This window comes from Herbiconiux aconitum (assembly GCF_024979235.1).
GTDB lineage: Bacteria > Actinomycetota > Actinomycetes > Actinomycetales > Microbacteriaceae > Herbiconiux > Herbiconiux aconitum.
Window position 1 is genome coordinate 1,160,524 of the sequence record NZ_JANLCM010000002.1, and the last position, 22,929, is coordinate 1,183,452.

22 protein-coding genes and 1 tRNA gene are annotated in these 22,929 nt (G+C 68.2%); 8 read left to right on the forward strand and 15 right to left on the reverse strand.

Annotated elements, in window-relative coordinates; genetic code table 11:
• Window positions 1-18: 18 nt before the first annotated feature.
• Window positions 19-1,533: a flavin monoamine oxidase family protein gene (locus N1027_RS19970; RefSeq protein ID WP_308199806.1), complete on the forward strand. Its 1,515-nt coding sequence runs from the start codon at window positions 19-21 to the stop codon at window positions 1,531-1,533.
• On the opposite strand, the gene N1027_RS16975 is transcribed toward N1027_RS19970, so the two are convergent.
• Window positions 1,442-2,179, reverse strand: coding sequence for a Pr6Pr family membrane protein (locus N1027_RS16975; protein ID WP_259509371.1), 738 nt, complete (start codon window positions 2,177-2,179; stop codon window positions 1,442-1,444). The genes N1027_RS19970 and N1027_RS16975 overlap by 92 nt on opposite strands.
• Window positions 2,180-2,283: 104 nt before the next feature.
• Here N1027_RS16975 and N1027_RS16980 point away from each other — a divergent pair, with 104 nt between their 5' ends.
• Complete coding sequence (locus tag N1027_RS16980) at window positions 2,284-2,586, forward strand: acylphosphatase (RefSeq protein WP_259509373.1); 303 nt, start codon at window positions 2,284-2,286, stop codon at window positions 2,584-2,586.
• 7 nt (window positions 2,587-2,593) lie between these two features.
• Here the strand turns inward: N1027_RS16980 and N1027_RS16985 are convergent, their stop codons facing one another.
• The gene (locus N1027_RS16985) at window positions 2,594-4,372 is read right to left on the reverse strand and encodes a cell wall-binding repeat-containing protein (RefSeq protein ID WP_259509375.1); all 1,779 of its coding nucleotides are present in this window, start codon (window positions 4,370-4,372) and stop codon (window positions 2,594-2,596) included.
• A 242-nt stretch (window positions 4,373-4,614) separates the two neighbouring features.
• Between N1027_RS16985 and N1027_RS16990 the strand changes: the two genes are divergently transcribed.
• Window positions 4,615-5,625 (forward strand): alpha/beta fold hydrolase, encoded by a 1,011-nt coding sequence (locus tag N1027_RS16990; RefSeq protein WP_259509377.1) that lies wholly within the window; start codon window positions 4,615-4,617, stop codon window positions 5,623-5,625.
• Here the strand turns inward: N1027_RS16990 and ppk2 are convergent.
• The 5 genes from ppk2 to N1027_RS17020 form a co-directional block, all read right to left on the reverse strand.
• A complete protein-coding gene (ppk2, locus tag N1027_RS16995) occupies window positions 5,562-6,506 on the reverse strand; it encodes a polyphosphate kinase 2 (RefSeq protein WP_372499759.1) in 945 nt (314 codons plus the stop codon). The two genes, N1027_RS16990 and ppk2, sit on opposite strands and share 64 nt — an antisense overlap.
• A 302-nt stretch (window positions 6,507-6,808) precedes the next feature.
• Window positions 6,809-9,769 (reverse strand): helix-turn-helix transcriptional regulator, encoded by a 2,961-nt coding sequence (locus N1027_RS19975; RefSeq protein WP_284439056.1) that lies wholly within the window; start codon window positions 9,767-9,769, stop codon window positions 6,809-6,811.
• A gap of 2 nt (window positions 9,770-9,771) precedes the next feature.
• Window positions 9,772-9,954, reverse strand: a complete 183-nt coding sequence (locus N1027_RS17010) for a hypothetical protein (RefSeq protein WP_259509379.1) — start codon at window positions 9,952-9,954, stop codon at window positions 9,772-9,774.
• Between the two features lie 72 nt (window positions 9,955-10,026).
• A complete protein-coding gene (locus tag N1027_RS17015; protein ID WP_259509381.1) occupies window positions 10,027-11,577 on the reverse strand; it encodes an MFS transporter in 1,551 nt (516 codons plus the stop codon).
• A 133-nt stretch (window positions 11,578-11,710) separates the two neighbouring features.
• A complete protein-coding gene (locus N1027_RS17020) occupies window positions 11,711-12,310 on the reverse strand; it encodes a PadR family transcriptional regulator (protein WP_259509383.1) in 600 nt (199 codons plus the stop codon).
• A 124-nt stretch (window positions 12,311-12,434) separates the two neighbouring features.
• Between N1027_RS17020 and N1027_RS17025 the strand changes: the two genes are divergently transcribed.
• Window positions 12,435-13,394 carry a Dyp-type peroxidase gene (locus N1027_RS17025; protein ID WP_259509385.1) on the forward strand — a complete coding sequence of 320 codons (960 nt, stop codon included), beginning with the start codon at window positions 12,435-12,437 and terminating at the stop codon, window positions 13,392-13,394.
• 4 nt (window positions 13,395-13,398) lie between these two features.
• Here the strand turns inward: N1027_RS17025 and N1027_RS17030 are convergent, their stop codons facing one another.
• The gene (locus N1027_RS17030; protein WP_259509387.1) at window positions 13,399-14,772 is read right to left on the reverse strand and encodes an NtaA/DmoA family FMN-dependent monooxygenase; all 1,374 of its coding nucleotides are present in this window, start codon (window positions 14,770-14,772) and stop codon (window positions 13,399-13,401) included.
• A 48-nt stretch (window positions 14,773-14,820) separates the two neighbouring features.
• On the opposite strand from N1027_RS17030, the gene N1027_RS17035 reads away from it, so the two are divergent.
• The gene (locus N1027_RS17035) at window positions 14,821-15,426 is read left to right on the forward strand and encodes a helix-turn-helix domain-containing protein (protein WP_259509390.1); all 606 of its coding nucleotides are present in this window, start codon (window positions 14,821-14,823) and stop codon (window positions 15,424-15,426) included.
• 69 nt (window positions 15,427-15,495) lie between these two features.
• On the opposite strand, the gene N1027_RS17040 is transcribed toward N1027_RS17035, so the two are convergent.
• Window positions 15,496-16,707, reverse strand: coding sequence for an ROK family transcriptional regulator (locus N1027_RS17040; RefSeq protein ID WP_259509393.1), 1,212 nt, complete (start codon window positions 16,705-16,707; stop codon window positions 15,496-15,498).
• A 165-nt stretch (window positions 16,708-16,872) separates the two neighbouring features.
• Between N1027_RS17040 and N1027_RS17045 the strand changes: the two genes are divergently transcribed.
• Both N1027_RS17045 and N1027_RS17050 read left to right on the forward strand, forming a co-directional pair.
• The gene (locus tag N1027_RS17045; protein WP_259509395.1) at window positions 16,873-17,328 is read left to right on the forward strand and encodes a hypothetical protein; all 456 of its coding nucleotides are present in this window, start codon (window positions 16,873-16,875) and stop codon (window positions 17,326-17,328) included.
• A gap of 12 nt (window positions 17,329-17,340) precedes the next feature.
• Entirely contained in the window at window positions 17,341-18,021 is a 681-nt protein-coding gene (locus N1027_RS17050; RefSeq protein ID WP_259509397.1) for an alpha/beta fold hydrolase, read from the forward strand.
• Between the two features lie 89 nt (window positions 18,022-18,110).
• Here N1027_RS17050 and N1027_RS17055 read toward each other — a convergent pair.
• From N1027_RS17055 to N1027_RS17080, 6 genes are all read right to left on the reverse strand, one after another.
• A tRNA-Ala gene (locus N1027_RS17055) sits at window positions 18,111-18,183 on the reverse strand.
• A gap of 113 nt (window positions 18,184-18,296) precedes the next feature.
• Window positions 18,297-18,668, reverse strand: a complete 372-nt coding sequence (rsfS, locus tag N1027_RS17060; protein ID WP_259509399.1) for a ribosome silencing factor — start codon at window positions 18,666-18,668, stop codon at window positions 18,297-18,299.
• A gap of 35 nt (window positions 18,669-18,703) precedes the next feature.
• Window positions 18,704-19,768: a hypothetical protein gene (locus N1027_RS17065; protein WP_259509401.1), complete on the reverse strand. Its 1,065-nt coding sequence runs from the start codon at window positions 19,766-19,768 to the stop codon at window positions 18,704-18,706.
• Entirely contained in the window at window positions 19,765-20,397 is a 633-nt protein-coding gene (gene nadD / locus N1027_RS17070) for a nicotinate-nucleotide adenylyltransferase (protein WP_259509403.1), read from the reverse strand. Before nadD ends, N1027_RS17065 begins: the two co-directional genes overlap by 4 nt.
• Before the next feature lie 9 nt (window positions 20,398-20,406).
• Window positions 20,407-20,634 (reverse strand): hypothetical protein, encoded by a 228-nt coding sequence (locus tag N1027_RS17075; RefSeq protein WP_259509406.1) that lies wholly within the window; start codon window positions 20,632-20,634, stop codon window positions 20,407-20,409.
• A gap of 44 nt (window positions 20,635-20,678) precedes the next feature.
• Window positions 20,679-21,959, reverse strand: coding sequence for a glutamate-5-semialdehyde dehydrogenase (locus N1027_RS17080; protein WP_259509408.1), 1,281 nt, complete (start codon window positions 21,957-21,959; stop codon window positions 20,679-20,681).
• Window positions 21,960-22,010: 51 nt separating this feature from the next.
• Here N1027_RS17080 and N1027_RS20175 point away from each other — a divergent pair, with 51 nt between their 5' ends.
• Window positions 22,011-22,916: an EamA family transporter gene (locus N1027_RS20175; protein WP_259509410.1), complete on the forward strand. Its 906-nt coding sequence runs from the start codon at window positions 22,011-22,013 to the stop codon at window positions 22,914-22,916.
• Window positions 22,917-22,929 lie beyond the last annotated feature (13 nt).

A 22,929-nucleotide genomic window follows, 5' to 3' on the forward strand; every position in this document is an offset into this window, starting at 1 on the left:
GCCGGATCGTTGGCTAACGTGGAGGTAGGGCCTGCCCGTATCGGCATCCCCGCGACCCCCGACCGAAACGGCACCGCAGAATTGGCAATCGAGCGACGGACCTTCCTGGCTGGGGCGATCTCCGCAGCCTCGCTCGCCGCGCTCAGCGCGTGCACACCCCCGAAGCCCACGCCGCCGACCCCCACGGTCACCACCACGTCGATCCCGCCCTCACCCGTTCCCCGTCCGGCCTCTTTCTTGCGGAGCGCGTGGGCCACCGACCCGTACTCGCTCGGCTCGTTCAGCATGACGCCCGTGGGCGCGACGCCGGCCGACCGCGCGACGCTTCGTGACACCGTCGCCGGTCGCGTGTTCTTCGCGGGCGAGGCGGCTTCCAGCGAGTTCCCCGGCACGGTGATCGGCGCCGAGGCGTCCGGAACGGCCGTCGCCGGTCGCGTGTCAGCGCTCGCCCGGCCCGAGGAACGGATCGCGGTGATCGGTGCCGGGATGGCGGGCGCGACTGCCGCGCGCGCGCTGGCCGACTCCGGATTCGACGTGGTGGTGGTCGAGGCCCGCGACCGGGTCGGCGGCCGGATCGACACCCGGAACGACGACTCGTGGCCATTTCCGGTGGAGCTCGGCGCGGCATCCGTCGCCGGCGACACGCTCGATCAGCTCTTGCGGGTGAACTCCGTGGGCACCATCTCCCTCGATGCGACTCGGGAGACCCGCACGATCGACGGGGTAGTGGTGCCGCCATCGAACGTCGGGCCGGATGCCGTCACCACCGCAGTGGACTGGGCCCGGGCGCAATCGACTGACAACTCCCTCGCGAGCGCACTCTCGGCATCCGGGGCATCCGGGCTCTCCACCACTGCCGCAGCCGACGGTGTCTCCCCCAGCGATGAACTGGCGCACTACCTCGAAACGGCGATCGCGAGCGAATACGGCGCGAACTCGTTCCGGCTCTCGGCGAGCTACGGCCTCGACCGCACCGGGCTCGCCGCGGGCAGCTCACTCGTGGTGGGTGGACTCGAATCGGTGGTCGAGAACGCGCTCGACGACCTCGACGTGCTGTTGTCGAGCATCGTCATCCGCATCGCCTACGACGACGACGGGGTGAGTCTTCGGCTCGGCACGGGCGAGTCGTTGTCGGTCGACCGGGTCGTGGTCACCGTACCGATCGGGGTGCTACAAGCAGGCACCATCGAGTTCGACCCGGCTCTGCCCACCGCGACCACGACGTCGATCGAGGCGCTCGGCATGGGAACCCTCGAGCAGCTCTGGCTCCGGTTCGACGAGCCGTTCTGGTCGACCGACGCGACCGTGCTCTCCGTCGTCGACGAGACCTCCGAGATCGCCGAGTGGATCAACCTGCTGCCGTCGACCGGTCAGCCCATCCTGGTGGGGTTGACCGCGGCCGAAGACGTGCCGGTGACGCTGAAACAGAACGACGACGACTTCATCCAGGCGGCATTGCAGACGCTTGTTCCGTTCGTCGACCCATCACTTTCGACCGCAACGCCCTCGCCGACCCCGACGGTCGTGCCCTGAGTCGCTCATCGGTGCGTTCACCGCGGGGCAGGATCGGACGCAGCCGGGTGAGTGCCACGAGGCCCGCCTGGATGCCGGCGAACAGCCCGATGGCGATGCCGCAGTAGAGCGCGAACTCACCCGGCCCGCTCACCTGATCGGGGTCGAGGAAGAAGTAGGGGTACCAGCGCACGATCGATCCCCGGATGAGCGTGAAGACACCCCAGACCACCGGGAACGCCAGCGCGATCAGGGCCGTGCGCCAGCGGATGCGCACTCGGCCGACCCCGATGATCCAGTCCAGCAGCAGGAACGCCGGAATCCAGAAGTGCAGGATCTGACTCGACCAAGGCACATCGATGCGGTAGTTGTGACTCCCCGCCTGCGAGACGATCAGTGCGAACACGATTCCGGAGACGATGACGTAGGTCGTGATGATGGCCCGGACGCTCACGAGGAACGGCCCCACCCGCCGACCCACCAACAGCAGCGTGCCCGAGGTGCCGAGCACCAGCACGTTCACGAGGTTCGACTGGAAGGTGAAGTAGCTGAAGTAGTTGATCGTGGAGAAGGTGCTGAATCCGAGCACGTAGTCGAAGTCGAAGATCAGCGCGATCGCGCCCAGCACGGCGACCGCGAGGCGCGCGACACCGAAGGCACGTCGCACGCGGGCTCCGATCGTCTGCTCCTGGTCTGCTCCACGCGGCGGGTGCGCCCGCGGAACGAGGTCGTCTTTCGAGGGTAGTCGCTCTCGCGTGACAGGATTTCAGGGTGATACATCGGCGTGTGGTGGTGCGAGGCGAGGTGCAAGGGGTCGGCTATCGCTGGGCGACCCGCGAACACGCCCTCGCGCTCGGCATCTCCGGTTACGTCCAGAACCTCCGCGACGGGTCGGTGCTCGCCGAGTTGGAGGGCGAAGCGGGCACGGTCGAGGCGATGGTCGAGTGGATGCGCTCGGGTCCGCCGGGCGCCGGCGTCGCGTCGGTCGAGGTCGTCGAGGTCGAGGTCGAGGCGAGCGGCGCGACGGAGGCATCCGGCCCGTTCGTGCCATCCGGCTTCGAGATCCGCCGTTGAGCTGACCTCAGTCTCGAAGGAAGGCGGTCAGCCCCCGAAGCACGGAATCGGCTACCGTGTTCGCGCCGCCAAGCACGATTATCTTCGTCGGAGCGAGGCGTGTCAGTTCTCTCGCCACTGCCGGAGGAATAGCGGATGCGGTGACGAGTAGCACCGGGCCTTTGCGCGCGATGGCCGCCGCAGACCCCGAGAGCGCGTCAGCGAAAACAGCACCAGACGCCACGTACACCACACGGGTGCCGGCCGGGAACACAGCCCCCGATACGGCAGCCGACACGGCGTATCGATCGGCTCCCGCGATTCGGACCGTCGGCGCGGTGTCCTGCAATGCGGCGACGACCGAATCGGCAATCGTGTTCGTACCGCCCAACACGACGATGCGACCAGGCTGCAGGCGAGACAGTTCGGCGGCGACGGCATCGGGGACGGCATCTTTGGTGGCGAGGAGCACAGGGCCGCCTTCGTGGCCCGAGGCGGCGGACCCCGGCAACGCGTCGGAGAACACTGCACCGGATGCGATGTACGCAATGGGCACGCCAGCAGTGAAAATCTGCGCCGAAACCGATGCCGACAGTGCGTACCGATCATCGCCGGCGATTCGTTCGACAACGGGCGCATAGGCAGTCAGCGCCGTTTGAACCGAATTCGCAAGAGTCGCAGTGCCGCCCAACACGACGATCTTCGCCGGACGCAATCTGATCAGCTCGGCCGAGATGACCGGGGGGAGGTTGTCCTTCGCGGCAAGGAGAACAGGGCCACCCCTCTTGCCTGCGGCCGCTGAGCCGGACAGCGCGTCAGCGAATGCCGAACCGGATGCCACGAATGCGACCGGAACGCCCGGGGTGAAAGTCGACTGCGATATCGCGGCGGAGACGGCGAAACGATCGGCTCCTCCGAGTCTGCCGATAGTGGGCGACTCGTACATCTGGACTTTCGCGCCTCCGACGTTGTAGTTCTCGGAGACAAATAGTCGGTCCGTTCCCATTTCGACAGTGACGCCGGAATAGTCGAGCCCAGAGTCGACGGCACCCTCGCTCTCCAGTGTTTCAACCTTGAGAATCTGGATGCTCGACGGTGCCGATGAGGGATAGACGACGTAGACCTCACCGGTGGGGCTGACAGCTAAGTCGGTCGGCACCGACGAGAGATCGGGCGACTTCGCGACTCGCTCCCAGGACCCCGAGTCGAAACTTTCAATATGGGCCTTGATCGACGAACCAGCTGGATACTCCGTTGCGATCAGAAGCTTGCCGTCCGCAAACTCGAGTCTCACCGGACTTACTGCCAACGGAGCGTTGGACACCGCACCGTCGTCACGCACGATCGTCACGCTTGAATCGAGGCGGCTAGAGGCATAAGCCACGTGCGCCGCGCGATCTACGACCAAGTCGGTCGGTCTTCTACCGACGGGTACGAGCACATGCGAGGCATCCGTCGTCGTGATGATGGATACGTCGTTCGACTCGCGATTGGCAACGAAGATCGTGTCGGCGTCATCAACCGCGATCGTCGAAGGAAAGCTCCCGCCCGTGGCGATCGACTGGAGCACGGTGTATTCCGTCGTCGACGCGGGGTCGATGTCGATAACGCTGACTTTGTTGCGGACGCCCTCGCCGACATAAAGGCGATGAGTTGATGCATCGATGGCGAGACTCACCGGGGTGTCGATGCCGGCCACCAGCGTCGTGACCAGGGCAAAGTCGTCTCTGGCGACGTCGTAGACCTCGATCCTCTTGTGATCGCGATCGATCACGTAGCCGCGGTGATTGATCTCGTCGATCACCATCGAGCTGATAAAGGTCGACCCCCCGGGATTCACCGAAGCAACTTCCGCCAACCGGGCCGGCAGAGGCACCGTGGATGCGGCTGCACCAGATGAGACAGCCACCGACGTCAGTAGGCCCGAGCACACCAGGAGCGAGAACGCAATGCGGGCTCTATCGCCAGAACGGATCATTTAGCGAGCATAATTCAGTTCTGATGATACGTCCATCCCATCCGGAGCCCTGAGGTCTCCGAAACACTTGCATGAGCACACCCACACGCTCACGCGATTCGGCCGCGCCCACAGCCGATTCGCGCGACTCCCGATCCGTTCCCTATGCCCCTTTTCCGCTCCGCGCCGACCCGGCGCTGCTCGGACTCACCACCCGGCGGGTGATCACCCGGCTCGGTCCCCTCGCGGTGCGGACCAGTCCGTCGCGCACCGGCACCACCGCCACCGTGCTGCTGCACGGTGCTGCCGGGTCGTGGTCGACCTGGACCCCGCTGCTGGAGGCAGCCCGCAGCCGCGGCGCAGAGGTGGGCGACCTCGTGCTCGTCGATCTGCCGGGCTGGGGCGGTGCGCCTCTGCCTGATCGGCCGTTGCGGAACGGTCGCGACTCCCGCACGACCGACGCCTATGCCCGGGCGGTGGCCGACGCGGTGCGATCGCTCGGCTATCTCGAGTGGAACCTGGTCGGGCACTCGCTCGGCGGATTCCTCGCCCTGCACCTGGCCTCGATCGAGCCCGTGCGAACCCGGTCGGTGGGTCTGGTCTCGCCGACGACGTTCTCGGTGATGGCCGCCGCCGCGCATCCGCTTCGCCGTTTCGCATCGCTCCCCGCCTACTCGGCCCTGCTGGCCGTCATGGCGATGTTCGCGCCTTTCGGCGGTGCCGCTTCAGTGCTCCTCGCAGCACTCAACCGCGCGCGGTTGCTGCGGGCCGTCGTGTCACCGCTGTTCGCGCATCCCTCGCTCGTGCCCCGGTCGATCCTCGACGCGTTGGCGGCCGAGGTGCGACCCGAGGCCTTCGTGATCGCCTCCCGCCAGGCCGGTGCCTACGAGGCGGTCGAACACTGGCGGCGGATCACCTGCCCGGTGCGCTCGGTGCGCGGCGAGCACGACGCCTTCGTGACCGTCGAGGACGACCGGATGCTCGGCACGATCATCCGGGGCGCGAGCACGGCCGTGCTGACCACGGCCGGCCATTTCGGTCACATCGAGGCGCCGTACTCCGTGCTCGACGCCTTGGCCGACTCGTTCTCTCCCCGCTCGTAGACCCGCTCGGCCGGCCCGACGATCAGCGGATCGGCTGAGCCGACGATCTCGGCATCGCGCTCGGCGTAGTCGAACAGACTGAGCACGTGCCGCATGGCTTCCAGACGGGCGCGCTTCTTGTCGTTGCTCTTCACCACGGTCCAGGGTGCGAGATCGGTGTCGGTCGCGGCGAACATGGTCTCCTTGGCGACCGTGTACGAATCCCACTTGTCGAGCGAGGCGATGTCCATCGGACTCAGCTTCCATTGCCTGACCGGGTCGACCTGACGGATGGCGAAGCGGGTGAGCTGCTCGCTCTTGGAGACCGAGAACCAGAACTTCACCACATCGATGCCGTCTTGCACGAGCATCCGCTCGAAGGCCGGAGCCTGCTGCAGGAACTCCTGGTACTGGCGGTCGTCGCAGAACCCCATCACCCGTTCGACGCCGGCGCGGTTGTACCAGGAGCGGTCGAACATCACCATCTCGCCTGCGGCGGGAAAGTGCTGCACGTACCGCTGGAAGTACCACTGGGTGCTCTCGCGCTCGGTGGGCTTCTCGAGGGCCACGACCCGGGCGCCGCGGGGGTTCAGGTGTTCGGTGAATCGTTTGATGGTGCCGCCCTTGCCGGCGGCGTCGCGGCCCTCGAACACGATGACGAGGCGGCGGCCTTCGAGCTTGATCCAGTTCTGCAGCTTCAGCAGCTCGATCTGGAGCAGGCGCTTGGTGCCCTCGTACTCCTCGCGATCCATCCGCTCGGCGTAGGGGTAGCCCTCGCGCCAGGTGTCGACGACAGCGCCGTGGCGGTCGATCAGCACCGGGTCGTCGTCATCGTCGTCGACCACGGCGTAGCCGAGCATCTCGTTGAGGTCGAGCTGTGCGATCGTGGCGTCGTGGGCCATCGGTTCTCCTTCACGCGGGTGCGTATCGGAGTCTCGCGCAGTGCGCGAACCGATGGTCGACGGCCTGGTGAACGGATGCTTAACGCGCGCGGGTGGGGGTGGGGTGGTAGCCGTCGCGAACGAGTCCGCGAGCGGCGGCGACGACGCCCCAGAGAGCGAGTGAGCCGAGTGCGATGGTGAAGACGATCATGATTCTTGCCTCCGGTGAGTGGGTGTGAGTACACACTGCTCGCTGAGGTGTCTCGCGCTCATCGGGCGAATGCCCTATCTTCACCGGAGGCCGGAACGGGCGTCTAAGACGGCTACGCGTCGCTCTCGATCGCTTCGAAACTGCGGGCCAGGAACGCGGCCTCGGTGCGGGAGGAGGTGTTGGTCTTGCGCAGGATGTTGGAGACGTGAACACTCGCCGTCTTCGCGCTGATGAACAACTGCTCGGCGATCTGGCGGTTGCTTCGGCCCTGGGCGATCAGCGTGAGCACCTGACGCTCGCGCTCCGTCAGATCGTCTTCGACCGAGCGCACGGCGGGCTGGGCGACTGCGTCGCGACCGCCCGGGATGCGCACCAGACCGACCCGGCGCTCGAGGTCGTCGACACGGTCGACGATGATGCCCATCTCGATCCGCCGGGCGGCGATCCGCGCCTCGTCGGCCCGCAGTCGGGCAGCCGCGCGGTCGCCGCCGGCCGCCAGAGCCTCGGCGTGCCGATAGCGGGCGTAAGGCTCGAGCTGAGCCGGCGCGATCGGCGATCCCGCCGCCTCGACCGCGGCCGCCCACAGCGCACAGTCGCTGCCCGCGCGCTCGGCACCGCCCAATTCGGCCTCGAAGAGGGCGACGTAGGCGCCGGCCGTGGGCCAGTCGGCCACGAGGGCGAGAGCTTCTCGCAGGCGACGCTCGATCTCGTCGAGATCGCGGCCTGCGGGGTCGCCTCCGTTGCCCAGATCGACACCGGATGCCCGCGCACAGCCGAGCACACGCGCGGCGATCGCGAGCAGCGGCAGGTCGTGGGCCGGGAAGGTGCGGTGCTCGGGGGCCAGGATGACGCTCACCTCACGCCACGCCTCGGCCACGTTACCTCGGGCCAGCGCGATCTCTCCGGCCACGGCTCCGAGGCCGAGCCGCGACTGCGCGTCGATCCGCAGTTGCAGGCTGAGCGGCGCGCGCCAGCCCCGCAGCAGCTTCTCGGCGAGAGCCGTGTCGCCCGACCAGACCGTGGCCTGCAGTTTCATCCGCTGCAGGTGGGCACTGAAACCGATGGGCGGATCGAGTTCGAGCGCGCGATCGAGCATCTCGTTCGCCCGACGCGACTCGCCCAGCGAGAACAACGGGGCGATGACATTGAGCATCAGCATCGCGCCGGAGGTGCGCTCCACACCGCGCTGGCGGGCACGCTCGGCTCCGGCCTCCGCGATGCGGATCGCCTCGTCGAAGCGGCCGAGCAGGCTCATCGCGTCGGATTCGTTCACCCAGTACCGCAGGCGGGCCGACTCGTTGCCCTCGGCGAGTTCGCCGGCGAGTGCCAGGTCGGCGAGACCGCCTTCGATCTCGCCCAGGGAGAGTCGGGAGATTCCGCGGATGTTCGCGGCCACCGACATCCTGGGCCGGGAAGCCACCTCCTCGGCCTCGGCGTACGCCGAATCGGCCGTCGCCACCGCCTCGTCGAAGAGCGCTTCGAGCATCAGGCGTGCGGAGAGTTCCCCGAGCACGTTGGCCCGCAACACGCTGCGGGGTCGGCCCTCCAGCACCGTGAGCGCTTCGCGCAGGAGGTCGATCGACCCGGTGTGACCGATGTTGGCCAGGAACGACGCCTTGTCGCGCAGGAGCTTGGCGTAGCTGTCGGCTTCGGCGGGCGAGGAACACGCGATCGCCTCGTCGATCAGTGCGATCGCGCGCTCACTCTCTCCGGCATTCCGAAGGATGTAGCTCGTCTCGGCGAGCAGCTCGACCCGCGTGCGGTCGGCCAGCGCCTCGGCGTCGGGCACCTGCTCCCAGAGCTCGATCGCGCGCTCGCCCATCCGCGCCGCGGTGGAGTTGGCGAACGACGCGCGGGCCTGCGCCATGGCCGTGAGCGACGCGGTGAACGCCGCGCGCAGGTTGTGCGCCGCCATCCAGTGGTAGGAGATGGCGGTCGAGTCGACGCTCGGCGCACCCTGCCGGTCTTCGAGGGCTTGCGCGTAGCAGGTGTGGAAGCGCATCCGCTCGCCCGGCAGCAACTCGTCGTGGATGGCCTCGCGCACGAGAGCGTGCCGGAAGGAGTAGCCGGTGTCGTCGACCACCAGCACGCGGGCCGTGACGGCTTCGCGCGCCGCGTCGTCGATGACGTCGGGCGCCGCGTCGCTCACGTCGGCCAGCAGCTCGTGCTCCACGCGCACACCGCCCGCCGCGATCAGCCTCAGGATACGTTGCGTGGGTTCGCTGAGGGTTTCGTAGCGCGCGAGCAGGATGTCGCGCAGTGTGTCGGGAAAGCTCTCGACGGTCTCGAAGTCGCAGCCGAGAATTTCTTCGATGAAGAAGGGCACCCCGTCGGTGCGCTGGAACACGATGCCCAGGTCGTGCGCGTCGAGCGGCGTGCCGAGCAGGGCGGTGGAGAGCTGGCGCACCTGACGGCGGTTCAGGCGCGGAAGTTCGAGCCGGGACACCCGGCGGTTGCGGTCGAGCTCGGGAAGCCAGGCCCGGAGCGGATGCCCGCGGCCCAGCTCGTCGCTGCGGAAGGTGAGCACGAACAGGATGCGCGATTCCTCGACCACCCGCAGGAGGAAGCGGAGCAGACCCAACGACGCCTGATCGGCCCAGTGCAGGTCTTCGATCACGAGCACGATCGGCCGTGTTCGCGACACGTTCTCGAGCACGGTGGCCACGGCGTCGTACAACCGGTCGGGGCCGCCGCGGCGTTGCGCCTCCGGCGCATCCGTCTCGGCCAGTTCAGGCAGCAGGATGGCCAGCGCGTCGCGCGAGAGGCTCGCAGCCGAGCCGGTGGCCTCGAGAATCGCGGCCTCGCCGATTTCGGCCATGAGCGCACGCAACGGCGTGACGATCGGAGCGTAGGGCGGAGCATCCCGGTCGAGGTCGATGCACTGACCGCGCAGCACGATCGATTCGGTCGGAACGTGGCTGAGGAATTCGGCCACGAGACGGGTCTTGCCGATGCCGGCCTCGCCGCTGACGACGACCGCACGAGTCGACCCCGTTCTGCTCTCCCGCACCGCGGTGCGCAAGGAGTCGAGGTCATTCTCGCGGCCGATGAGCAAGGGGCTCGTCGTCTGCATACCTACATCGTGCCACCGGCCACCGACATCCGTCGAAGCCAGCGGCCGACCCGCTGGGGAACGCTCGGAGCCGTAACCTGCTGCTCCGCCCGCTCGGCGGCGACGCGCCGGAACTCCAGTTCCCGCGTGAGCTGCTCTTCGTGCGCCTGGTTCAGCCAGCTGAACGAAAACTCGGTCATCGACATGGTGTCCTCCGTTGGTCTCTCGATGGTTCGAGATTCCTCTCTAAGGCGGAGGCCGGACATCGGGAAGATGCCCTATTCCTTCCCTGAGGCGCGGAGGGCGGGTAGGCCGGGTGCGACCACGCGCCTCAGTGCGAGGGTGACGACTGCGGCCACGAGACATCCGCCCGCGATGATCAGGAGCGTCGGCGCCAGGCCCAGCGAGGCCTGCACCAGGGGGAAGAGGAAGGTGCCGAGCGCGGCGCCGGCCTTGCCACTCGCCGCCGCGAAACCGGCGCCCGCACCGCGCGTGAGCGAGTCGAAGGCGAGGGTCGGCAGGGCGAAGGTGGTGGAGTTCGGACCGGCGTTCATGAAGAGGTTGAACGCGGCGAAGCCGACGAAGACCAGTGTGAGCTGCGTGGGGGTGTCCTGCGGCAGCAGGTTGGTGACGGCGAGCAAGGCGAGCCCGAGGGCCATCACGACGAATCCCGCCACTTGCAGCACGATCATGCCGAGCCGCCGCACCAGGAACAGCGCCGCCGCGAAGCCGAGCACGAGAAAGAGGTCGAGGAAGGCCGCGCCCTCGGTGGAGGTGATGTCGTCGGCGATGAACTGCGAGTTCGCGCTCGAGGAGAGGGCGATCGCGGCGATGATGGTCGGTGTGAAGACGCCGACCCCGTAGGTCGCGATGTCCATGAAGAACCAGGGCACGCTGGTGAGCACTGTGGCGCGGCGCAGGCGCTTCGAGAACAGCGAGCGCTTCGGGATGCCGGGTTCGGCATCCGCCGGACGCAGGACGCCCGTGATGATCGGCGCGGGCATCGGCACGGCGGCCGCTTCACCGCGCGCGATGGCGACGCCGGTGAGCTCGATCGCCGTGAGCGCTGGTGGGGTGTGTTCCCGTCCCGTCCCGTCTGCGTCGAGCTCGACGACCTCCGGGCCGGTCGCCGTGAGCTCTTCGACGGTGACCGTGCGCCCCGTGAAGACGCGCAGCGATTCCGCCGCCTCGGCGAAGCGGGCTGTCGAGGCCAGCCAGAGCGGACTCTCCGGCACGGTGCGGCGAAGCACCACGATCACGAGGGCCGGCACCACTCCGACGGCGAGCATCCACCGCCAGGCATCCGGATGCGGATCGAGGGTCAGCACTGACAGCCCCACCACCGCGCCGAGCAGCTGGCCGACGGCCTGGAAGCTGAACGCGCCGATCAGGAGGCGCGAGCGCAGGCGGGCGGGCGCGATCTCCGAGACGTAGCTGGCGCTGATCGGGTAGTCGGCGCCGACACCCACACCGAGCAGCAGGCGGAACAGGATGAGCCACCACACGCCTGGAGCCAGAGCAGATGCCAGGGCGAACACCACGAAGAGCATGAGGTCGATGCGGAAAGCAAGCCGCCGGCCGATCCGGTCGGAAAGGGGGCCCATCACGGCCGCGCCGACGATCGCGCCAATGATGGCGGCCGAGCTGATGAGGCCGGTCTCGAGCGGCGTCGTCGACCAGTCGACGACGATCAGCGGCAGGGCGACACCCATGATGAAGAAGTCGAAACCGTCGAGCATGATGCCGAGCGAGGAGAGCAGCCAGACGCGCTTGTGCGCCTTGCCGAAGCGCAGCCCGTCGATCAGGCGCGCGATGGCGGTCTCCGGCATGTCCGCATCCTCCCCGGCCTGCGTGAACAACCCGTGAACCTCCTCGCGAGACGCCAAAATCCGCCCCCGAACCGAGGTTCGAAGGGCGGATTTCGGCGAGTCGCGATGAGGATCGGACCCGGGGGTGTCGGGGTTAGTCGGCCAGGATGAGGTAGAGGGCGCGGCGGGCCTCGTCGACCTTGGCGGTCGCCTGGGCGCGCTGCTCATCGGTGGCGGCGAAGCGGAACTGCTGCACCACTCCCATAAGCTTCGCGACCGCCGCGTGGAACTCCGCGTCGGCGGCGGACTGGCCGGGCGTGGCCTCCCAGGCCTTGGTGAGCTCCTCCTGGTGCTCGGCCACGTAGGCCTTGCCCGCATCCGTCAGTTCGAACTCGGTGCGCCGGCCGTCTCCGGTCGACACGATGAGCTCTTCGTCGACGAGCTGCTGGAGGGTGGGGTAGATCGAGCCGGGGCTCGGGCGCCACACTCCCCCGGTCTTCTGGGCGATCGCCTTGATCAGGCCGTAGCCGTTCGACGGAGCCTCGGAGAGGAGGGACAGGATGGCGGAGCGCACGTCGCCGCGGCTCGCCCGCTGCGGGCCGCGCGGACCGAATCCGGGGCCGAAGCCGCCGAATCCGGGGCCTCCGGGGCCACCGGGACCGAAGCCCCGGCCGCCGCGGCCGCCGTGCCCGTGGGGGCCGCGCTGCCAGCTGTGGTGTTCGTGAATGGTTGTGGTGTCGTGAATGCCTCGCATGGGAGCATCCTTTCTGTCAGAGTCTGTGTCGCGAGTGTTACGCGATGTGTTAAAGATATATCGCTCAATTCAGGAATGTCAAGTCTCCGATATATCGTTCACAGGCAACGTTTAGAATCGCTGCATGCACGAGGATGCCTGGGACCGCACCACCATCGAGCCGCAGAGCGTCAACGCTCCCCTGTCGACGTCGGCGATCTTCTTGACCGTCACCATCCGTGACGGGCAGGATGCCGCCGACCGGGTTCGCGACATCGTCTCCGACATCGGCGGGCTGGTGCGCGCCGTCGGCTTCCGCGACCTGAACGGGCACCTCTCGTGCAACGTCGGCATCGGTTCCGACGCGTGGGATCGCTTCGGGCACCCGACCCGCCCGGCCCAGCTGCGCCCCTTCTTCGAGCTGCGCGGGCCGGTGCACACCGCTGTGGCCACCCCCGGAGACCTGCTCTTCCACATCCGCGCCGAGCGCACCGACCTCGCGTTCGAGCTGGAGCGTCTGCTCCTCGGCAAGCTCGGCGACGCCGTGACCGTGGTCGACGAGGTGCAGGGCTTCCGCTACTTCGACTCGCGCGACCTGCTCGGCTTCGTCGACGGCACCGAGAACCCCACGGGCTCGTCGATGGCGTACTGGTCGCTGGTCGGCGACGAAGACGAGGAGTTCGCCGGCGGCAGTTACGTGGTGGTGCAGAAGTACCTGCACGACCTCGACGCCTGGGGGCTGCTCACCACCGAGCAGCAGGAGCACATCATCGGTCGCACCAAGGCCGACAACGTCGAACTCGACGAAGGCCCGCACGACCGCAAATCGCACAAGACCCTCAACACCATCGTCGACGCGAACGGGCAGGAGCACGACATCCTGCGCGACAACATGCCCTTCGGTCGACCCGGCGTCGGCGAGTTCGGCACCTACTTCATCGGCTACGCGCGCGAGCTGTGGGTGATCGAGCAGATGCTGCGACGGATGTTCGTGGGCGACCCGGTGGGCTCCTACGACCGCATCCTCGACTTCTCGCGCGCCGTGACCGGGTCGACCTTCTTCATCCCGTCGGCCGACATGCTGGAATCGCTCGGCGACTCCTGACTGGTCAGGCGCGGCCGGCTCGGAAGGCGTGTCCGCGGTGCGTCTTCGGCAGGTGAGCGGTGCCGTCGGGGAACAGCCGCTCCCGTAGGGTCGCGCCCTCGTATTCGCTCCGAGCCAGGCCCCGGCGGCGGAGCTCGGGCAGCAGCAGCTCGATGAAGTCGTCATAGGTCTCGGGAGTCAGGTGCGGCTGGATGAGGAATCCGTCGGCCCCGGTCTGCCGCACGAACTCCTCGACCTGGTCGACCACCTCCGTCGGGCTGCCCACGAACACGCTGCCGTTGATGCCCGTGCGCCGGAAGTTCTCCAGGATGTCGCGCACCAGTGGTGCCGGCTTGCCGTCGCGCCCGAGGTAGCGCTCGAGGTTCGACTGCCCCAGCTCGGTGCGCGACTGGGCGATCGGTTTGTCGGGATCGAGCGCCAGCAGATCGACCCCCGTGTTGCCGGCGTAGATCGCCGCGGCACCCTCCGGGGTCGACATCGCGAGCATCTCGGCGTGCTTCGCCCAGGCCTCCTCGCTCGTCGGCGCCGTGATGAACAGGGCGCCGACCACGATCTTGATGGCGTCGGCAGGTCGTCCGGCGGCGACCGCACTCGCTCGAACGCCCGCGATGGTGCGCGCCACCGTCTCGGGCTCGCCACCTCCCACGAACACCGCTTCGGCATTGCGCCCCGCGAAATCGCGCCCGCGCCCGGAGGCGCCGGCCTGCACGAGCAGCGGGGTGCGCTGCGGCGAGGGCGGCAGGTTCAGGATGCCGTCGGTGCGGAAGTACGGCCCCTCATGATGCACGATGTGCACCTTCTCGGGGTCGGCGTAGACACCGCTCGCCTTGTCACGCACCAGGGCGTCGTCTTGCCAGGAGCCCTCCCAGAGGGTGAGGTTCACGTCGAGGTAGTCGTCGGCCATGTCGTAGCGGAGGTCGTGTGCGATCAGCTCCTTGCCCATCAGGGCTGCGGCGGTGGCTCCCGACGAGCCGGTCACGATGTTCCAGCCGATCCGGCCATCGGTGAAGTGGTCGAGGGTGGCGAAGCGGCGCGCGTTGGCCGCGGGAGGTTCGACCGTGGTCGAGGTGGTCACGATGAAGCCGAGATTCTCGGTGACGGCCGCGACCGCCGAGATGAGCGGCATCGGGTCGCCGTGCGGGATGCCGCGCCCCTCGCGCACCGCCGCCGGCAGCAGTTCGCCGTCGAGGGCCGGGAAGCCGTAGCTGTCGGCGAGGAAGAGGAAGTCGAACCGCGCGTCCTCGAACTTCTTCGCCAGCGCGGTCCAGTGCGAGAGTTTCGTGAAGTCGGCAGAGGTGTCGCGCGGGTGCTGCCACGCGGAGCCGACTGTGCCGTTCGGACCGATGTACTGGAAGATCCCGAGAATGAGGGGGTTCATGGGATATTTATGTCATATATATCTTTCCAGCAGATTTCGGGAGGTTTCGTGGTCGTGAAATCCGGCGGGGCGGGCGCGGGGCGATCGACGGGCCCGCTCGACGAGGAGGCTGTGGCAATGGGTGGGCGCATCCGGAGTCTGCGGCGGGAGCGCGCGCTGACATTGGTGCAGTTGGCCGGGCTCGTGGGGATGTCGCAGCCGTTCCTCAGCCTGGTCGAGCGGGGTCACGCGCGGCTCAGCCTCGCCTCGATGGCTCGGCTCTCGGCAGCGTTGGGCGTGCCCTCGGGCGCCCTGCTCGCCACACCGCCCTCGGAACGGCTCACGGGCGGCGGCGTCGACGTGGTGCACGCGAAGGAGCGGCCGGCGGCGGGGCATCGGGCTGTCTGGCAGCTGGCACAGCTGCCGCGCGGCCTCTTCGGCATCGAGATGGTGGGCGTCGAACGCGAGTACACCGAGTTCGCGACGCACGAGGAAGACGAGTTCCTCTACCTCCTGGGCGGCACGCTCCAGGTCGGTCTCCTCGACGGCACGGGGCACACCCTGCGCCCGGGCGACTCGCTCGCGATCGAGGCCGGTGTCGCACATGGGTGGCGCGCCATCGGGCCGCGCGGCTTCCGCGTCGTCATCGTGACCTCGGGCGTGCCCTCGCACTGAGGCGTGGTGAGGTTCCACCGGTGTGGGAGCGACCGATCCGATAGAGGCATCGGTCGACACTCATCACCCTCAGAACCCGACGACCTCCGAGACGGCCAGCGCGTCGATCCGTTCGGGCGAGAGCACGTGCTCGATCGCGAGCACGCCGGCTCCGATCAGTCCAGCATCCACCGCCGCCCGCGACTGCACGATCGAGAGGTGTTCGGTGGCCAAAGGCATCGACCGCGCATAGACGACCTCGCGCACGCCCGCGATCAGATGTTCGCCGGCCTGCGCCATCGACCCGCCGATCGCGATGACCGAGGGGTTGATGAGACTGACGCACGCAGCGAGCACCTCGCCGATGTCGCGGCCTGCTTGGCGCACGGCTTGGATGGCCTCCACGTCGCCCGCCCGCACCCGAGCGATCACGTCGGCGCCGTTCGGGCTGTCGATGCCCGCTCGGCGCAGGGACTCGGCGATCGCAGGTCCGGAGGCGACGGCTTCCAGGCATCCGCGGTTTCCGCAGCGGCACGGCGTGTCGGCGCCGTGCGGAACCTGCACGTGCCCGATGTCGCCCGCGATTCCCTGTGCGCCCCGCTGCAGCACGCCGCTCGAGATCACGCCCGATCCGATGCCGGTCGCGACCTTCACGAAGAGGAAGTGCTGCACCCCCGGCCAAGCGTAGGCGACCTCCCCGAGCGCCATCAGGTTGACATCGTTGTCGACCAGCACGGGCACGTCGATGCGGTCGCGCACGCGGGCCGGCACGTCGACGCCGTCCCATCCGGGCATGATCGGAGGGTTGGTCGGTCGGCCCGAGGTGTGTTCGACCGGGCCGGGCAGGCCGATCCCGATCGCGGCCAGGTCGCCCTCGTCGTGGCCGGCCTCGTGCAGCAAATCCAGCCCTGCCTCCACCAGCCAGCCGAGCACGCGGTCGGGGCCGTCGGTGATGTCGATCGGATCACTGTGGCGGGCCTGAATGGTTCCGCTGAGGTCGCTGATGCCGATGGTCGCGTGGGTTGCGCCGAGATCGGCGGCGAGCACGACACGCGCCCGCGGGTTGAACGCGAAACGCGACGACGGGCGACCTCCCGTGGAGATGGCCTCGCCCACCGGGGCGATGAGGCCGAGGGCGAGCAATCCGTCGATGCGGGAGGCGATCGTGGATCGGGCGAGCCCGGTCTGGGCGGCCAGCTCGGCCCGGGTGCGCGGCCGGCCGTCGCGAAGGATCTGGAAGAGTCCGCTCGCACCGTTCCCCGGCGCCGAAGCGGCACTCGGGCCGCCGAACACTCCACTCATGCGGCCCAGTAAACCACAGCACCGACGCCGAGCTGCCGCGGAAACGTAACGAACCGGACACTTTTGTCGAAAGACCTGCAAAAGTCGACCTGCTGGTGTCATAATCCTTGTCGTGGGCGACGATGCCATCGAGCGGAGTCGCGACTGACGACGCAGGAGGCACAGATGCAGCACGAGCTGGAGCTCAACGCCTGGGTGTGGAACGCTCCCCGATCGGCGCGTGACGTGCGCCGGGTCACCGAACTCGCCGAGGCCGTGGGCTTCCGCAGCGAAGACATCGGCGCCGATTCCGGCACCGTCTTCGTGGTGCGGATCATCGCCGTCGAGTCCTCCAACGGCATCGCGGCCACCACCACTCCGCGCACCACGGTCACGATGAGCGACGCCGAGGTTCCGCTGGACGCGGCCGCCTTCTACGCGAACATCGCCACGGCCGTCGGACGCACCATAGCCCGAACGGATGCTTATCCCGGCTCGCCCACCACCAGCATCCAGATCGACAGCACGCAGTTCGTCGTGCGGGCTCCCAGCCCCTCGACGGCGCTCGACGCGGTGCTCGGGCGGGTGAGCGTCGGCCGCGCCGACCTCCGGTCGACCACCCCCGACCTCATCGCGGTCTGAGGAGCACACGCCATGACCCGCGCTCGCAACGTCGTGCTGGTGCACGGTGCGTATGCCGACGGTTCGTCGTGGGCCGACGTCATCCCCCTTCTGCAGGAGGCCGGCCTGCGGGTGACGGCCGTGCAGAATCCACTGACCTCGCTCGCCGACGACGTGGCGGCGACACGACGCGCGCTCGCGCTGCAGGAGGGTGCGACCGTCTTGGCGGGCCACTCCTGGGCGGGCACGGTGATCAGCGAAGCCGGCACCGACGAGCGCGTCTCGGCCCTGGTCTACGTCGCCGCACGGGCACCGGATGCCGGCGAGGACTACGCGGCGCTGGCCGGCCGGTTTCCGACACCGCCCGCCTCGGCAGGGCTCGTTCACTCGAATGGCTTCGCGCAACTCTCCGAAGAAGCCTTCCTCGCCGATTTCGCGAACGGCATCGGAGCTGAGCGCGCCCGCACGCTCTACGCCGTGCAGGGGCCTGTGGCCGACACGCTGTTCGCCTCCCGCACGACGGCAGCGGCGTGGCGCTCGCGCCCCACGTACTACTCCGTCTCCACGCGCGACCGCACGACGTCGCCCGAGCTGGAACGCTTCCTGGCCGACCGGATGAAGGCTGAGACCATCGAACTCGACAGCGGCCACCTGGCGATGATCAGCCACTCGCACGACGTGGCCCGATTGATTCTCGCAGCAGCAGAGCACTGACGTCAGATAAAGCACGTCAGGGCAAGCACGTCAGAGCGACGGTCAAGCGAGGAGAGGCCGGCAGGATGACGCCGGTGGAAGTTCTTCGGTGGACCCGAGGGGATTCGAACCCCTGACCCCCTGCATGCCATGCAGGTGCGCTACCAACTGCGCCACGGGCCCAATCTGTGTTGCCACATCTTGGTTTCGCTGCCTCCACTCGCGCGGAAACAACTTGTCTAGATTACTACATGCCGAGCCCGCTCGCGAACCACGCCAGGCTCCGGATGCGTGGGTTACGCATCCGCCGCCGTCACCTGCAGCGGAACGACGGGGCAGTCTTTCCAGAGCCGCTCGAGCGAGTAGTACATGCGGTCTTCTTCGTGGAAGACATGCACGACGAGGTCGCCGAAGTCGAGCAGGATCCAGCGCCCCTCCGACCAGCCTTCCCGCCGGATGACCTTGCTGCCGGCTTCGGCCAGGCGGTCGGTGATCTCTTCGGCGATGGCGACGACGTTGCGCTCGTTGCGGCCGGATGCGAGCAGGAAGACGTCAGCGAGCGGAAGCGGTCCGGAGACGTCGAGGGCGACGAGATTCTCGGCCTGCTTGGAGTCGGCCGCCGAAGCGGCGAGCTGAGCGAGTTCGATCGAGTTGATTGAAGCAGTCACGAAGACTTTCTGTTCAGTTCGGGCCAGGCCGCAGCCTAGAAGACCCGGAAGACGAAGACGGCGAGCAGCAGACTGACCACGCCGACGGCGAGGACGCCCGCTGTGATGGCGAGCACGACGGGCGCGTTGGCACGCGCCCGCTTCGGAGGGGCGATGAGCGACGTCGACGAGGTGTTCGTCGAGATCGCTCGGCTCGCGCTCACGGGCGCGACGTCGGATGTGCCGGTCTCGCCCTCTGAACGGTCGAGCAGGGTGTCGAGGTCGTTCGACTCGAGACCGGATGCCGGAGCACCGGTGGCGCCGAAACTGGCCGGCAGATCGATCGAGCCGGTGATGATGACTTCACCGGTCTCATCGAGCGCCGTGCCGACGTCGCCGGAGCCCGGCACGTTCGGCAGCACGAGAGCGCTCGTGGTGGAGATCGAGTTGGTGGCCGCGGTGTTGCGGAGCGAGATCAGGTCGTCGAAGGACGACGGCAGTTCTTCGCTCGAGACCGGGGTGCGATCGCCGGGGCTCTGGAACATCGGCGCGAGGGTGGGCTCTGCCTCGGCGGCCTGACGCTCTTCGGCTTCGACATGGGCGGCGGCCTCGGCGGTGGGGTCGACGGTGTCGGCGATCGGAACGTCGATCACCATCTCTTCGATCACGGTCTCGCCCGTGTCATCGGTGACGGTGACGATCTCGGCGTGCTCCGCCTCGTCGTCGTCGCCCTCGTCGGCGAACTGGGTGTCGTTGTCGGACGACGGCACGAGCACGGGCTCCGACATCGGCACTACATCGATGATGGGCTGAGCGAGGGTCGCGGGCTCCGTGTCATCCTGCAGGTCGTCTTCGGAGTGGACGATCTCGGGGATGATGGTGTCTTCGACGATCTCGGTATCGGCAGCGTTTTCGGCATCGGCACCGTCGTCGGCGACGACACCGGACACCGCGCCGACCGCAGCATGCTCGGTCGTTTCGCGCTCGGCCTGGGCCTTGCGCGCAGCCTCAGCTTCTTCTGCCGCCTTGGCGTCGGCTTCGCGCTCCTTGCGCGGTTTCTGACGCTCCAGCTCGCGTAGCTGCCTCCGCGTCAGCGGCGGCTCTCCATTGGACGAACTCATTCAACACTCCGATATAGATGGTGCTTGGTGATGTACTGAACGACACCGTCGGGTACCAAGTACCACACCGGAAAACCCCGGCCGACCCGGCCGCGACAGTCAGTGGACGATATCGCAAGCGCCGGAACTTCCAAATAGCTTACGTCCTGGCGCGGTAAAGACGAAATGGCGAAGGTGTGACCGGGCCGGGAGACTGCTACGAAATGAGCGAGTTCCCAGAGCTCGTCGACGTCTTTCCAGTTGAGGATCTGCGCGATCGCGTCGGCCCCCGAGATGAAGAAGAGGTCGGCATCCGGATGCGAGGCCTGCAGATCGCGCAGCGTGTCGATGGTGTAGGTGACGCCGCCGCGGTCGATGTCGACTCGGCTCACGGTGAACCGCGGATTGGATGCCGTCGCGATGACGGTCATCAGGTAGCGGTGTTCGGCCGGTGTGACCGGCGACTTGTGCCACGGCCGGCCGGTGGGCACGAACACGACCTCGTCGAGGTCGAAGGAGGTCGCGACCTCGCTGGCGGCCACGAGGTGACCGTGGTGGATCGGGTCGAAGGTGCCACCCATCACGCCGATGCGGCGCCGCCGTTGATGCTGGGCCGAGCCAGCGTCCGCACGGCGCGAATCGATCGTCATCCGGCCGTGTCAGTGATCGGCACCCGTGCGGTCGGCATGACCGTGGACGTCGTGGGTCTGGGCGAACCGGGCGGACTTGTGGGGGTGACGGTTCGACACGTCACGGTAGGTCCAGGTGACGACGCCGAGGGCGATGAACACCACGGCGGCGATGAGACCGAACACGATGGGAGGGAAGGGAAGCTCGACCGGCACGTCGACACCGACGGCGGCGAGCACGGTGACCATTGCAGACATCTCTTCTCCCACGGGTAGAACGAACGAACGTTCCTACGATACCGCTATCTGCGGAATTGCCCCGAACCCCGCACCAGCCACTTGGTGCTGGTGAGCTCCGGCAGCCCCATCGGGCCACGGGCATGCAGCTTCTGGGTCGAGATTCCGACCTCGGCGCCGAAGCCGAACTCCCCGCCGTCGGTGAACCGGGTCGAAGCGTTCACCATGACGACCGCCGAGTCGACCTCGTTGAGGAACCGTTCGGCGTTGCCCAGGTCGTTCGTGATGATCGACTCCGTGTGATGCGTCGAGTAGCGGCGGATGTGCTCCATCGCCTCATCGACGTCGCGCACCACGCGCACGGCCAGGTCGAGGCTCATGTACTCGGTCTGCCAGTCCTCCTCGGTCGCGGGCACCGCATCCGGGAACAGCGCCCTCGTCGCCTCGTCGGCGTGGATGACGACGCCCGACGCGGTGAGTCGGGTGAGCACCGGCCCGAGCAGTCGTTCCGCGGCATCCTCGTGCACCAGCAGCGTCTCGAGCGCATTGCAGACACTCGGTCGTTGCACCTTGGCGTTGTGCACGATGTCGACCGCCCACTGCTCGTTCGCCGAGGCGTCGAGGAAGACGTGCACGACGCCGGCGCCGGTCTCGATCACGGGCACCTTCGACTCGGTGACGACGGTGTCGATCAGCTGCGCGCTCCCCCGCGGGATCAGCACGTCGACCGCCCCGCGCGCCTGCATCAACCGCTTCGCTCCGTCGCGCCCGAATTCGTCGATGGTCTGAACGGACGCGCCGGGCAGGCCCACCGACTCCAGCGCGCCCTGGATGAGGCCAACCAGCACGCGGTTCGTGTTCTCGGCCGCCGATCCGCCGCGCAGCACCACGGCGTTGCCGCTCTTGATCGCGAGGGCCGCGATGTCGACGGTGACGTTCGGGCGCGCCTCGTAGATGGCTCCCACGACGCCGAACGGCACCCGCACCTCGTCGATGCGCACACCGTTCGGAAGGTTGCGGCCCCGCACGGTCTCGCCGACCGGATCGACCAGGGCGATGAGCTCCCGCACGGCAGCGGCGAGTGAGGCCAGTCGCACCTCGTCGAGCCGCAGACGATCCTGCAGGGCTGTGGAGAGGCCGTTCTCCCGCCCGTTGGCGAGGTCGAGGTCGTTGGCCGGCACGACCTGCCCAGCACCGGACTCGATCGCCGCCGCGATGGCCTCCAGGGCCTGGTTCTTCAGGTCGGTGTTCGCGGTCGCCAGCACGAGCGATGCGCTGCGGGCCGCGGCCAGCTTCTCGTCGAAACCCGACGCGGCGGCAGTCTCCAGAACGGTAACCTCAGGCATGCCAGAAGTCTACGCGTCGACCGCGACCGGCCGGCCGGAGAGGGGTGGCGAGTGATCGTCGTCGTTCTGCTCAGCGTGGCATCGAGCCTGTTCTACGGCACCTCCGACTTCCTCGGCGGGCTCGCCGCCCGGCGCCTCGCGGTGCTGCCGGCGACACTCGTGAACTATCTCTTCGGCACGGCCGTGATCGCCGTCGCTCTCGCCTTCGGCGGCTGGTCGTGGAGCGTCGAGGCGACGGTCTCGGGCTCGGCTGCCGCCCTGTTCGCCGTGGTCGGGTTCATCACCTTCTACGCGGCGATGGCGATCGGGCCGATGAGCCTGCTCTCGCCCGTGGTCGCGCTCATCCAGGCCCTCGTGCCGGTCGCGGCAGCGCTCGTCACCGGGCAGGGTCTGAGCCCCCTCGGCTGGGGCGCGGTCGCACTGGCCGTCGTGGCCACCATCCTCATCTCCCAGCAGCACGTGGATGCCGCGGTGCGGGTGACGATGCCCGGCGCCGTGCTCGCGGTGGCCGCGGGAATCCTGCTCGGCGCATCCGTCGTCGCGCTCGACGCCTCGCCGGCCGACTCGGGCCTGCTGCCAGCATTCCTCGAGATGGCGGGCGGGGTCGTCGTGCTGGCGGCCCTGATCGGGGTGCTGCGACTCCTCCGGCGGGAGATCCCGTGGTTCGCGGCACAGCCCGAAGCCGAGCCGGCGGCCGGTGTGCGGCAGCTGCACCTGTCCCGCCGGGCCGCGTGGCTCGCCGCCGTGGCCGCGGGCGTGCTGCTCGGTGGCGCGAACGCCTTCTTGATGAGCGCGCTGCACCTCGGCAACCTCGCGGTGGTCTCGGTGCTCTCGAGCCTCTATCCGTTGGCGACGGTGCTGCTGGCCGCGATCGTGCTGCGCGAACGCGTGTCGCGCGTGCAGATCGTGGGCATCGGGCTGGCCATCCTGGCCGCGGTGCTGCTGAGCGTCTCCTGACCCCGACGGAGGG